Origin of the sequence: Peribacillus aracenensis (assembly GCF_025175645.1) — a bacterium.
Lineage (GTDB): Bacteria > Bacillota > Bacilli > Bacillales > DSM-1321 > Peribacillus > Peribacillus aracenensis.
In genome coordinates this window covers 15,928-29,216 of sequence record NZ_JANZMJ010000006.1, presented here as the reverse complement: position 1 = coordinate 29,216, position 13,289 = coordinate 15,928, and the positions used below count along the sequence as shown (strand labels likewise).

At 44.2% G+C, this 13,289-nt stretch carries 11 protein-coding genes; 9 read left to right on the top strand and 2 right to left on the bottom strand.

The annotated features are described in order from the left end of the window. Positions 1-33 precede the first annotated feature (33 nt). Positions 34-1,173: a tRNA guanosine(34) transglycosylase Tgt gene (gene tgt / locus N0M92_RS08295; protein ID WP_076365000.1), complete on the top strand. Its 1,140-nt coding sequence runs from the start codon at positions 34-36 to the stop codon at positions 1,171-1,173. A gap of 42 nt (positions 1,174-1,215) precedes the next feature. Next, positions 1,216-1,500 (top strand): preprotein translocase subunit YajC, encoded by a 285-nt coding sequence (yajC, locus tag N0M92_RS08290; protein ID WP_076365002.1) that lies wholly within the window; start codon positions 1,216-1,218, stop codon positions 1,498-1,500. A 43-nt stretch (positions 1,501-1,543) separates the two neighbouring features. Here the strand turns inward: yajC and N0M92_RS08285 are convergent, their stop codons facing one another. Further along, on the bottom strand, positions 1,544-1,915 hold the full coding sequence (locus tag N0M92_RS08285; protein ID WP_260285439.1) for a TIGR04086 family membrane protein: 372 nt from the start codon (positions 1,913-1,915) through the stop codon (positions 1,544-1,546). Between the two features lie 173 nt (positions 1,916-2,088). Here N0M92_RS08285 and N0M92_RS08280 point away from each other — a divergent pair, with 173 nt between their 5' ends. After that, positions 2,089-2,763: a DUF421 domain-containing protein gene (locus N0M92_RS08280; RefSeq protein ID WP_260285296.1), complete on the top strand. Its 675-nt coding sequence runs from the start codon at positions 2,089-2,091 to the stop codon at positions 2,761-2,763. A gap of 28 nt (positions 2,764-2,791) precedes the next feature. Here the strand turns inward: N0M92_RS08280 and spoVB are convergent, their stop codons facing one another. Beyond that, the gene (gene spoVB, locus N0M92_RS08275) at positions 2,792-4,354 is read right to left on the bottom strand and encodes a stage V sporulation protein B (RefSeq protein ID WP_260285295.1); all 1,563 of its coding nucleotides are present in this window, start codon (positions 4,352-4,354) and stop codon (positions 2,792-2,794) included. Between the two features lie 170 nt (positions 4,355-4,524). Here spoVB and N0M92_RS08270 point away from each other — a divergent pair, with 170 nt between their 5' ends. The 6 genes from N0M92_RS08270 (at position 4,525) to dtd (ending at position 13,288) form a co-directional block, all read left to right on the top strand. After that, positions 4,525-4,830, top strand: a complete 306-nt coding sequence (locus N0M92_RS08270) for a post-transcriptional regulator (RefSeq protein ID WP_192205933.1) — start codon at positions 4,525-4,527, stop codon at positions 4,828-4,830. Positions 4,831-5,025: 195 nt separating this feature from the next. Further along, positions 5,026-7,287, top strand: a complete 2,262-nt coding sequence (gene secDF, locus N0M92_RS08265; RefSeq protein WP_260285294.1) for a protein translocase subunit SecDF — start codon at positions 5,026-5,028, stop codon at positions 7,285-7,287. Positions 7,288-7,432: 145 nt separating this feature from the next. Continuing rightward, positions 7,433-9,808 carry a single-stranded-DNA-specific exonuclease RecJ gene (recJ, locus tag N0M92_RS08260; protein WP_260285293.1) on the top strand — a complete coding sequence of 792 codons (2,376 nt, stop codon included), beginning with the start codon at positions 7,433-7,435 and terminating at the stop codon, positions 9,806-9,808. After that, positions 9,799-10,311: an adenine phosphoribosyltransferase gene (locus N0M92_RS08255; RefSeq protein WP_061464220.1), complete on the top strand. Its 513-nt coding sequence runs from the start codon at positions 9,799-9,801 to the stop codon at positions 10,309-10,311. Before recJ ends, N0M92_RS08255 begins: the two co-directional genes overlap by 10 nt. 319 nt (positions 10,312-10,630) lie before the next feature. Then, positions 10,631-12,829, top strand: coding sequence for a RelA/SpoT family protein (locus N0M92_RS08250; RefSeq protein WP_260285292.1), 2,199 nt, complete (start codon positions 10,631-10,633; stop codon positions 12,827-12,829). Between the two features lie 15 nt (positions 12,830-12,844). Further along, entirely contained in the window at positions 12,845-13,288 is a 444-nt protein-coding gene (gene dtd / locus N0M92_RS08245) for a D-aminoacyl-tRNA deacylase (RefSeq protein WP_098369662.1), read from the top strand. The last annotated feature ends 1 nt before the right edge of the window (position 13,289 follow it).

Genomic DNA, 13,289 nt, shown 5'->3' with positions numbered 1-13,289 from the left:
AAGAGTGTGAGACTCTTGAAGGGAGTTATTGCGTTGACTGCAATACGATATGAGTTAATCAAAACATGTAAACAGACAGGGGCAAGGCTAGGCCGCGTCCATACGCCGCATGGTTCTTTTGAAACGCCGGCATTTATGCCGGTTGGAACGATGGCTACTGTCAAAACGATGTCCCCGGAAGATTTGAAACAAATGGGGGCAGGCATCATCCTGAGCAATACGTACCACCTATGGCTGCGTCCGGGGCATGAAATCATCAAGGAAGCTGGCGGATTGCATAAGTTCATGAACTGGGATCGGGCGATTTTGACCGACTCAGGCGGCTTTCAGGTCTTCAGTTTGAGCGAGTTCCGTAAAATTGAAGAAGAGGGCGTGCATTTCAGGAACCATCTGAATGGCGATAAATTATTCTTATCTCCGGAAAAAGCGATGGAAATACAAAATGCGCTTGGTTCCGATATTATGATGGCATTCGATGAATGTCCTCCATTTCCGGCGACTGAAGAGTATATGAAGAAGTCGGTAGAACGGACGTCGCGCTGGGCGGAACGCTGTTTGAATGCACATGAGCGCCCAAATGACCAAGGTCTGTTCGGAATCGTTCAAGGCGGGGAGTTTGAAAATCTTCGCAAACAAAGTGCAAAAGACCTTGTCTCCCTTGACTTCCCGGGTTATGCTATTGGAGGACTATCCGTAGGGGAACCGAAGGATATCATGAACCGCGTCCTTGAGTTTACAAGTCCGCTTTTGCCAACTGACAAACCGCGTTACCTTATGGGAGTCGGTTCACCGGATTCATTGATCGATGGTGCACTCCGCGGTATCGATATGTTTGACTGTGTACTGCCGACGCGAATTGCGCGTAATGGTACGCTCATGACAAGCAATGGGCGTCTGGTTGTGAAAAATGCGAAGTATGCACGCGATTTCGGTCCAATCGATGAAAATTGCGATTGCCATGTTTGCAAGAATTATAGCCGGGCATATATCCGCCATTTGATTAAATGTGAAGAAACCTTTGGGATTCGTCTTACGACTTACCATAATCTTCACTTTCTGTTAAACTTGATGGAACAGGTCAGACAAGCTATTCGAGAAGATCGTCTTGGAGACTTTAGGGAAGAGTTTTTTGAGCAGTATGGTTTCAATGAACCAAATGCGAGAAACTTCTAATTCCATAAATATTTTAATGAACGAAAGGAGTGAATATACAAAATGGGTTCTTTAACACAAATACTTCCATTGATTTTAATGTTCGTATTGTTCTATTTCTTATTGATCCGCCCGCAGCAAAAACGCCAAAAGGCTACGCAAAGCATGCAAAGCAGTTTGAAAAAAGGTGATAAAGTTGCTACAATCGGCGGCATGCATGGAACAATCGATGCAATCGATGACCTGAAAATCGTCATTAAATCACCAGACGGCACAAAACTGACTTTTGACCGTGCAGCAATCCGTGAAATTACGGAAAGCGCACCGAATAAAGAAGTATCCGTATAAAACAAACGAAAACCGGGCCATGTGCCCGGTTTTCGTTTGTTTTTTAATCGGGACGGGAGTCGGAACTCATGTTGACCCCAAGCACGCCGCCCATCATGGCCGTAATCACAAAACAGCCATAGTATATCCATTGCTTGATGGTGAAGAGTGCATCGTGGCCTAAATATTGAAAAAGGAACACGACCAACAGATAAAGCAGCCCAGTGCTCCCGCCCAAGAATAGTCCTTGCTTTTTCCCTTTGCCCCCTGAAATGAATCCACCAATGAACAGCGATAAAAAGGACACGATCATGATCACGTATGTCAGGGATGATTCCGTCAATGAAGTAAAACGAAGAAGGATGGAAACGATTAAACTAGCAATCATCGCTATGACAAAGATGGAGCCTACGCCATAAATCACGGCGACACTCATTTTTTTAGTTTCGATGGGTATTCCTCCTTTTTGAAAGGCTGATACGTATAGCCTGTTTATGTGTTTGTACAAGCATATTCCCGATATCGAACCTTTAGACCAGGTTTAAGGAGCTTCCCGCAAAATTAGAAAAGATTATAGAGTAATTTTTCAGCTCCCAAGCCATGCTATGGATGAAGGAGTGTTATTCATTGGATACCCTGGCTATTATTTTTAGAACAACAGTGATCTATCTAGTCATATTATTACTTTTCCGATTGATGGGTAAGCGGGAAGTTGGGGAACTGAGCATACTTGATTTAGTGGTATCCATCATGATAGGGGACATCGCCGTCCTTTCCTTTGAAGATTTGGATAGACCATTTTTCAGGCAAATCATACCGATGTTCGTACTTGCTTTCATCCAAATAATCATGGCCTACATTTCATTGAAAAGCATAAGGTTTCGAAACATCGTGGACGGTAAGCCGCAGATCATCATCAATCAAGGGAAAATAGATGAAAAAGCGATGCGTAGGCAAAGGTATAATTTCGATGATTTATTGACCCAGCTGCGTGAACAGGGGATAAGTGATTTAAATGAAGTGCAATTCGCCATCCTCGAATCCTCAGGAAAGCTTTCGATCATCAAGCATACCAAAGGTAAAAGGTCTAAAACCAAGGAAACACCTTATCCCCTTATAATAGACGGGGAAATACAGGAGAGGAATCTCGATAGAATTGGCAAAAATCATTTTTGGCTCCGGCACCAGTTGAAAAAACGGGGAGAAACGAAGATTACAGAGATTTCGATTTGTGGGTACATAGATGGCCAATTCTATATCGATAAAAATGAAACGAAGAAATGACCGAAGCCTTTTAATGCTTCGGTTCATTTTATTTCCAAGCGAATTTAGATAAAAAGCCGCCCACTACTGGAATCCTGATCAGATCCGCTTTTTTTATGCTGCCGGTCATGAGCAGGGAAAATGTGAACAGCAGGATAACGATCGTCACGGAAAACATAAGCCGTGTGCCAAGTGGCAGTGAGGAGAGCGGGAATTGATAAAGATAATAACCGCCCCATCCTGAAATTAAAGCAAGGACCAAAGCGGATATATAGCTGCGGAAATGAAGCGTGAAAGGAACGACCTTCAGCACCGTTGAAAAATGCAGGAAGGTAACGAGCATCGTACCGACAGCTATCCCCACTGCGGCACCCATGATCCCGAAACTTTCCTTTGACGCCAGCAGCCAGATCACACCGATTTTAAGGATGTTCCCAGCCAGGCTGTTGAACATTGCGGCCTTTGCAAGATCCAATGCTTGCAGCATGGATTGCAGCGGATATTGAAAGTAATAAAGAATGAAAAAAGGTGCCAGGAATTTAATGAAAACAGCGGCATGCGAAGAGCCATACATGACTTGTAAAATCGGTTCGGCAAAGATGAATAGAATGACGATAGCTAAGCAGCCTGTGATAAAGGTGATTTTCAGGGCCTGCTGAAGCCTGTGTTCAACGAGTAAAAAGTTTCCGGTCGTACGGGCTTCACTCACTGCCGGGACAAGTGCCGTCGCCAATGATGATGTAACGAAAGATGGAAGCATGAGTAAAGGAAGTGCGTACCCTGTCAGCTCCCCGTATTGACTGGTGGCTGCGGCTGCGGTGACTCCGGCGATTGCCAAACTTTGGGCGACCACTATCGGTTCAAAAAACCACGAAACCGATCCGATCATCCTGCTTCCGGTTGAGGGAAGGGCGATCCCCATCAATTCCGTGAACGTTCCTTTTCCGGATTTGACATTCTTGAAGAAACCCTTTCTGAACTTAAAATGTTTCTTTAATTTAAAGCTTGTCAATAAGTAGAAGAGGGATACAAGTTCACCGATAATCGATGCAAACATTGCACCGGCTGCTGCATATTCAATTCCATATGGCAAAAAGGCCTTCGTCAGGACGGCTATGAAAGTGATTCTGGCCACCTGTTCGATAACCTGGGAGAAAGCGAAGGGCTTCATATTTTGCTTGCCTTGGAAATAACCGCGCAGTACGGATGAGATGGCGATGATCGGTACGATAGGGGCAATCGCCATGAGCGGCCATACCGTCCGTTCATCAGTGAATAGGTAATCTGATAAAATCGGCGCGAAAAGCAGCATCGCAGGAGTGAAAATCATCGATAAAGTAATGGTGCAGGCCAAAGAGACGACAAGGATTTTCTTGATTTTCCGCTCATCACCTCTGGCATTGGCCTCAGCCACATATTTCGAAATGGCGATTGGCAGGCCTAACTGGGTTATGTTCACGACGAGAAAGAGGGTCGGTAAAGCCATCATATATAAACCAACGCCTTCTTCGCCGATGAAGCGGGCGATGACAATGCGGTTAATGAAACCAAGAACCCTTGTAATCAGGCTTGCGATTAATAAAATCAGCGTCCCTTTTAAAAATTTGGACATTGAACTCCCTCCCTGCCTTCTCAAAAAAGCGGTTATGCTATACAATTATCTATATGCTTGTACTTGGACAAAGCATGACAAAAGTGTTTGTTTGCGTTCTAACAAATGATCGAAACCCTTCTAAGAAAATGCGCATTTATTTGAGAATCATTTTTACTGGAGGCAAAGTGATGGCAAAAAAGAATCATCCCTATCAAAGGTATTATCTAAAGGTACGTCCATTTTTGAAGAGCAAGCGTGAGGAATTCCAAATGGTCGGATTGAATGCTGTAACGGAGGAAGACATTTGGGGAACATTAACGAAAAATAAATGGAAGCGTCCGCAGGAAAATATTCATCTTCATGAACTTGTCGCAGATATCGTGACATTTTCGAGCAATCAGTTCATGAACTTCCAAATGGTTGAAGCATATAAATCACCAAATCTATTTGAGCCGCTTTCTGAAGAAGAACTGAAGGAACTTTTTAAAGAATAGGGCAAAGATATACTTAAATTGACAGCTGTTTGTATATGACTCATAATAGATATGGTTATGCTTTTTTTGGAAAAAGCAGGGAAGCTGTATCCTTTTTCTCAAGAAGCAAAGGGTTTGCAGTTATCATATAAACTAAAAATGACAGTTTTTTCAACTTCAGGAACAGGCGTATTATAGAAAGGGGCCTACTACATAATGGTAAAAAGAAGCAGGATCGTTGCGTTTTTTCTAATCGCACTATTGATTTTCGCAGCGATGGGGACGACTTCAAAAGGAATCCTAAAGGATATCAAGCTCGGTCTTGATCTTCAAGGCGGTTTTGAAGTGTTATATGAAGTAAAACCGCTGTCTGGGGAAAAGATCACCCCGGATGTTTTACGGGCTACAGTAAGCTCGCTTGAGCGGCGTGTCAATGTTTTGGGCGTTAGCGAACCTAACATTCAAATCGAAGGGAAAGACCGGATCCGCGTTCAATTGGCTGGAGTCAAAGACCAAAACAACGCTCGCGAAATCCTCTCGACACAAGCTAAATTATCCTTCCGTGACTACAACGATAAGGAAATGATGACCGGTGCCGACCTGAAAGAAGGCGGCGCGAAACAAACGTTCCAGGATAATAAACCGGTTGTCGAAGTCACATTGAAAGACGTAAATAAATTTAAGGACATCACTCAAAAAATATCCTCGATGCCAAGTCCGACAAATGTACTTGCAATCTGGCTGGATTTCGAGGAAGGAAAAGATTCGATTAAGGATACAGCCTCACAGGACAATATGATATCGGCTCCGGCTGTCAGTGAAGTTTTCAATACGAAGAAGGTCTATATTACCGGCCAATTCACGGTGGAAGAAGCGAAAGAGCTTGCAGCCCTTCTTAATGCCGGTGCTTTGCCTGTAGATTTAAAAGAAAAGTATTCGACTTCTGTAGGTGCCCAGTTCGGTGCAGGTGCACTGCATGATACTATTTTTGCAGGAATCATCGGAATTGCACTTGTTTTTATCTTCATGCTTGTGTATTACCGCTTCCCGGGATTCATTGCGGTCGTCACGTTGAGCATATACCTTTTCTTGACGCTTTTAGTGTTTGATTGGATGAATGCGGTCCTTACGCTGCCTGGTATTGCAGCATTGGTACTCGGGGTCGGGATGGCCGTCGACGCCAATATCATAACCTATGAGCGAATCAGGGATGAATTGAAACTTGGCAGATCGGTTAAAGCGGCTTATAAAGAAGGTACCAAGAATTCACTTGCTACAATCATGGATGCCAACTTAACGACCCTGCTGGCTGCGGCTGTTCTGTTCTATTATGGAACAAGCTCGGTTAAAGGGTTTGCCACCACTTTGATCATTTCGATTTTAATGAGTTTCATTACAGCCGTCTATGGTACACGCCTCTTCATGAGCCTGTGGGTGAATAGCGGGTTCCTGGACAAACATGCATCGTGGTTTGGCGTGAAGAAGAAATACATTCACGATTTATCCGAGAAAATGGATTTAATGTCATTGCCAACACGCTTTGATAAAATCGATTTCGTCAAACATCGGAAAGTTTTTTATGGCATTTCAATCGGTGTCACCATTATCGGGATCATTTTCCTGCTCGTCTTCAGATTGAATCTGGGGATTGATTTCACGAGCGGTACCCGAATCGAGGTTGCGTCCAAAGACGTCTTGACGACTCAGCAAGTCAAAACCGAAATGGAAAAGGTCGGTATCGACGCGGATGATATCAAGGATGTCAGGCTCGCTGGTAAAGACAATAAAAATGCTGTCGTTCGGACAGTCGGTGTCCTCGATAAACAGGAAATCGCTGAATTGAAGGACCATTTCAAGAAGGATTACGGAGCGGAACCGAATGTCAGCACCGTATCACCGACTGTAGGAAAAGAGCTTGCGAAAAATGCCATGTTTGCGTTAGCGATCGCATCAATCGGGATCATATTGTATGTATCGATACGATTTGAATGGCGAATGGCCGTACCGGCCGTGGTCGCGCTCATACATGATGCCTTCTTCATCATCACGATTTTTAGCTTGCTCCGGCTCGAAGTGGATATCACCTTCATTGCTGCGGTTCTGACGATTGTCGGTTATTCGATCAATGATACGATCGTAACCTTTGACCGTATTCGTGAAAACCTGCGCTACAGCCGTAAAATCAAAACCGTCGAAGAACTTGAGAACATTGTGAACATCAGTATCAGGCAAACTTTGACGAGATCCATTAACACGGTTCTGACCGTTCTCATCACGGTCATCGCATTGATGATCTTCGGCAGTGAAGCTATCCGTAACTTCTCCATTGCCCTGTTTATCGGTTTAATTTGCGGCGTGTATTCATCGCTATTGATCGCTTCCCAATTCTGGCTTGATTTGAAAATCAGGGAATTGAAGAAGAAAGGTCCGCTGAATACCGCGAAAGAAAAGAAACAAAGTCTTGAAGGACAAGTTTAATAGGTGAGAGGGGGCTGGCATGATGCCGGCCTTCTTTTTGTTGACTAAGCTTATCGAACAGGGAATTGCAGCCAATTATGAGTTTAAAATAAAATTGAAACTGGTATATTCGTTTTGTATAATGAGTAAGTTGAGGGGTGAATAAATGTTAAAGCCAAAAACCCGGTGGAACTTACGAACTGCCGATGAAAACAAAGTTGCTGTACTAGCTAAAGAGCTTCATATCACACCTTTGGTTGCAGCCCTGCTTGTGAATCGAGGCCTGGATACGATTGAAAGTGCCCGATCATTTTTATTTGTAAAAAATCAAACTTTTCATGATCCATTTTTATTGAAGGATATGGATAAAGCAGTATATAGAATAAAAGAAGCGATTCAAAATGGAGAAAAAATACGTATATTCGGTGATTACGATGCGGATGGCGTGACATCGACCACAGTGATGATGACGGCGCTGACGAAATTGGGGGCCGATGTTGACTTTTATATCCCGAATCGGTTTACAGAAGGATATGGCCCGAATCCAATGGCATTCCGCCTTGCAGCCGAGCAAGGGGTGAAGGTATTAATAACCGTCGATACCGGAATTTCTGCAGTCGATGAAGCGAAACTTGCCGGCGAGCTTGGCATGGATTATATTTTGACCGACCACCATGAACCGGGACCGGAACTGCCTGAGGCATTGGCAATCATCCATCCTAAACTTGAGGACAGTTCCTATCCATTCAAAGAGCTTGCCGGAGTAGGGGTCGCATTTAAGCTGGCACACGCCTTGCTTGGGGAATTGCCTGAGGATTTGCTTGAGATAGCGGCAATCGGCACGATAGCGGATTTAGTGCCTTTACAAGGGGAGAACCGCGTCATTGCCGCGAAAGGCATCGAGCAGTTACGTTTGACGCGCCGCCCGGGACTTGTCGCCTTAATGAAAGTGGCGAATGTTCAGCAGGAAGCATTGAATGAAGAATCGATCGGCTTTGCGATGGCACCGCGGATCAATGCTGTCGGGCGCCTTGGAGATGCCGATCCCGCTGTCGATTTACTGTTGTCACAAAGTCTGGAAGAAGCGATTGAACTTGCCAATGAAATCAATGATATCAATAAAGAGCGACAGGAAATGGTTGCGGCAATGGCGGAAGAAGCGATTGCTGAAGTCGAGGAAAACTTCCCGCCGGAGTCCAATGGTGTACTCATCATCGGCAGGGAAGGCTGGAACGCCGGAGTTGTGGGGATTGTGGCCTCCAAACTTGTTGAACGCTTTTACCGGCCCACGATTGTATTGAGCTATGACCGGGAAAAGGGGTTAGCTAAAGGCTCTGCTCGGAGCATCGCCGGTTTCGATCTATTTCAAAGTCTTTCCGCCTGCCGTGAAATGCTGCCTCATTTCGGTGGACATCCGATGGCTGCTGGAATGACTTTGAAAATTGAAGATGTTCAGGAGCTCAGGGACCGCATGAACTTGATCGCGAAGGAACAACTGAACGAAGAGGACTTCACTCCCATTACAAACTTGGATGGGGCAACGACTTTAGCTGAAGTTTCCATTCAAACGATTCAGGAGATGAGCTTGCTGGCGCCATTTGGGGTTACGAATCCTAAGCCGAAGATTTTGATAGATTCCGTCCAGCTTTCAAGTGTCCGCAAAATTGGTGCGAACCAAAATCACTTGAAGGTCCAGCTGGAAGATGGTGAAAATCACAAACTAGACGGAGTGGGCTTCGGTCTCGGCCATTTTGTCGATGAAATAGCTCCGCACGCTGAAGTCTCGGTTATTGGTGAGCTTTCCATCAATGAGTGGAATAATATGAAAAAGCCCCAGATCTTTGTTCAGGATGTCTCGGTGAACCATTGGCAGTTATTCGATTACCGCGGCAAGGGACAGGCAGAGAAGTGGCTTGCCGACATTCCTGTACAAAACCGGAAAATCGTCATTTTCTCGGAAGATATTTATCGCAGATACCCATTTTTGCAAAAACATCCAGATCTTGTTCATATCAAGAATGAACTGGATGCAGAGCAGCTCGACTGCTTCGAAGGTCATTTGGCATTCATGGACATGCCGCCGTCCAGGGAATATTTGAAACGGGTGATTGCCAATAAGAACCCTTCACGTATCTACGCTCACTTTTCCCATGAACAGGACCATTTCTTAAGTACGATGCCAACAAGGGATCATTTTAAATGGTTCTATGCCTTCCTTGCCAAAAAAGGTCCGCTCGATGTGAAAAGATACGGTGATGACCTGGCCAAATATCGCGGCTGGTCAAGAGATACAGTGGATTTTATTTCTAAGGTGTTTTTTGAGCTTGATTTTGTTACAATAGAGAATGGGTTAATTATGCTCACAACCAATGCGAAAAAACGCGATCTCAGTGAATCTGAATCGTATACAAGAAAGAAAGAGCAATTTGAGCTTGAACAAGAGCTTGTTTATTCTTCCTATCAGCAATTATTCGATTGGTTCAATCATTATTTAGCTCATGAGGCAACAGACCTTGAGGAGGAAACAAAGCAATGGATTTAAAGCAATATGTAACAATTGTGCAAGACTGGCCAAAACCGGGTATTGTCTTCAAAGACATTACAACATTAATGGATAACGGTGCAGCTTATAAATACGCAACAGACCAAATCGTCGAGTACGCCCGTGATAAAAATATCGACTTGGTGGTAGGGCCTGAAGCACGCGGATTCATTATCGGATGTCCAGTCGCATACTCATTGGAAGTGGGCTTTGCGCCAGTGAGAAAAGAAGGAAAACTTCCACGTGAAACGATAAAAGTCGAATATGGATTAGAATATGGCAAGGATGTATTGACAATCCATAAAGATGCCATTAAACCGGGACAGCGTATCCTGATCACGGATGATTTGCTTGCTACCGGGGGAACAATCGAAGCGACGATCAAATTGGTTGAACAGCTTGGCGGAATTGTAGCCGGGATTGCATTCCTTATTGAATTGACCGACTTGGATGGTAAAGATAAATTAGACGGCTATGATGTCTTGACATTAATGAGCTTTTAATAAACGAGAGCACTCTTACCAGGGTGCTCTTTTTCTATTTTTACTCATTTTAGCTGGATTTTGTCGAATTTCCAGTGAAAAAATGCCCTATTCTTCATAAAATACACGTTTAACTCTTTACATCCTTGCCTTTTTTTTCGATAATAGTAATAATAAAGAGTTTTTCTGCTAATAAGTTTATTTGCACTTTTATCCGTTTAAGCGGATTTATTTTTTTTCGCAAAAATTGTCACGTTTTGCAGAATAAAGGGAAGTGCTACCAATCATACTCAATCCGGATCATATCCGGTGGCAGTTAAAGTGGGGTTAAGGTGATTAAATGGCTAATGATCAAATATTGACTGCCGAGCAGGTTGTGGAACGGGCCAGCTTATATCTTCAGCCGGAAGAAGCTGAATTTATCCATAGAGCGTTTAAGTATGCAGAGTATGCTCACCGAGAACAATTCCGTAAATCGGGAGAGCCGTATATTATTCATCCGATTCAAGTGGCGGGCATTCTGGCTGATCTTGAAATGGACCCTGCAACCATTGCGGCAGGTTTTTTACATGATGTTGTTGAAGACACGGAGATCACTTTGAAGGATATTGAAGAAAATTTCAGTCCTGAAGTCGCCATGCTTGTGGATGGCGTGACCAAGTTAGGGAAAATCAAATATAAATCACAGCAGGAGCAACAGGCGGAAAACCATCGGAAAATGTTCGTGGCGATGGCCCAGGATATACGGGTCATCTTGATCAAGCTTGCGGACAGACTGCATAATATGCGGACATTGAAGCATCTGCCGCAGGAAAAGCAGAGAAGGATATCGAACGAAACGTTGGAAATCTTCGCACCGCTTGCCCATCGTCTTGGTATCAGCACGATTAAATGGGAACTGGAGGATACTGCACTAAGGTATTTGAATCCTCAGCAGTATTACCGAATCGTCAACCTGATGAAGAAAAAGCGTGCAGAACGTGAAAAGTATCTGGAAGAAGTCATTGATGAAGTGCGTAAAAACGTAGAGGAAGTCAACATTAAAGCTGACCTTTCCGGCAGGCCGAAACATATATACAGCATTTATCGTAAAATGGCTTTGCAGAATAAGCAGTTCAGCGAAATTTATGATTTGCTTGCAGTTCGGATCGTCGTCAATAGCATAAAAGATTGCTATGCCGTTTTAGGGATCATCCATACATGCTGGAAGCCGATGCCTGGCCGATTCAAAGACTATATCGCGATGCCGAAGCCGAATATGTATCAATCACTTCATACGACGGTGATCGGACCGAAAGGCGATCCGCTGGAAGTGCAGATCCGAACTTCCGATATGCACCGCATTGCCGAGTTCGGGGTTGCCGCGCACTGGGCTTATAAAGAGGGAAAAGATGTCGGTGAACAGCCTTCACTGGAAGAAAAATTGACATGGTTCCGGGAAATTCTTGAATTCCAGGATGATGCGACTAATGCCGAGGAATTCATGGAATCCCTTAAAATAGATCTTTTTTCCGATATGGTATTCATTTTCACTCCAAAAGGCGATGTCATCGAACTGCCATCAGGATCCAACCCGATTGATTTCGCTTACCGGATTCACTCGGAAATCGGAAATAAAACGATTGGTGCCAAAGTGAACGGGAAAATGGTACCGCTGGATTATAAACTGAAAACTGGCGACATCATAGAAATCTTAACATCGAAGCATTCATATGGTCCAAGCCAGGATTGGCTTAAGCTAACGCAAACATCTCAAGCAAAAAATAAGATCCGCCAATTCTTCAAGAAGCAGCGCCGCGAAGAAAATATCGAAAAAGGCAAAGAGCTTGTTGAAAAGGAAATCAAGGATATGGATTTCGACCTGAAGGAAATCCTGACTGCCGAGAATATCAGGCGTGTTGCGGATAAATTCAACTTCCTGAATGAAGAGGATATGTATGCAGCAGTCGGATATAACGGAATAACAGCCCTTCAGGTGGCTAACCGCCTTACCGAAAAATGGCGTAAGCAGAAAATGGTCGAGCAAGAAGCAGATATTTCTGAAGCGGTAGCCGATCTGAAAACCTTCTCCAATACATCTAAAAAACGTGACTCAGGCGTACAGGTACCGGGGATTGATAACCTGCTTATCCGTTTATCACGCTGTTGCAACCCAGTTCCAGGGGACGAAATCGTTGGTTATATAACCAAAGGCCGTGGAGTTTCAGTTCATAGACAAGATTGCCCGAACCTGGATAGCGGGGATGCCGATCATCGCCTCGTACCGGTTGAATGGGAAAGTACGATTAACGAACGCAAGGAATACATCGTTGAAATTGAAATCAGCGGCTATGACCGCCGCGGCTTATTAAACGAAGTGCTGCAAGCCGTCAATGAAACCAAGACCAACATTTCAGCGGTCTCGGGTAAATCCGATAGGAATAAGGTGGCGACCATTCACATGTCGATTTATATTCATAACATTGCCCATTTACAAAAGGTCGTCGACCGCATAAAACAAATTTCGGATGTTTATTCCGTCAGAAGGATAATGAACTAAGGAGTTTTTATTGCCATGCGAGTTGTTTTACAACGTTCCAAAGCGGCAAAAGTCGTTGTCGCAGACCAAATAATCGGGCAAATCGACAGCGGGCTCGTCCTGCTGGTTGGTATCACCCATGGGGATACCATCGATGACGCAGCCTATTTGGCCGATAAGATTGTCAATCTAAGAATATTTGAAGATGAAAATGAAAAGATGAACCATTCACTATTGGATGTGGGAGGTTCGATTTTATCAGTTTCACAATTCACCTTATACGGCGATTGCCGTAAAGGCCGTCGACCCAACTTCATGGACGCCGCCCGTCCTGAAGAGGCGAATGAATTATATGAAGCATTTAACGAGGAACTTCGCAAGAAAGGCGTCCATACGGAAACAGGTCAATTCGGTGCCATGATGGATGTTCAGCTTACTAATGACGGTCCCGTTACATTAATACTTGAAAGCAAAAAATAAC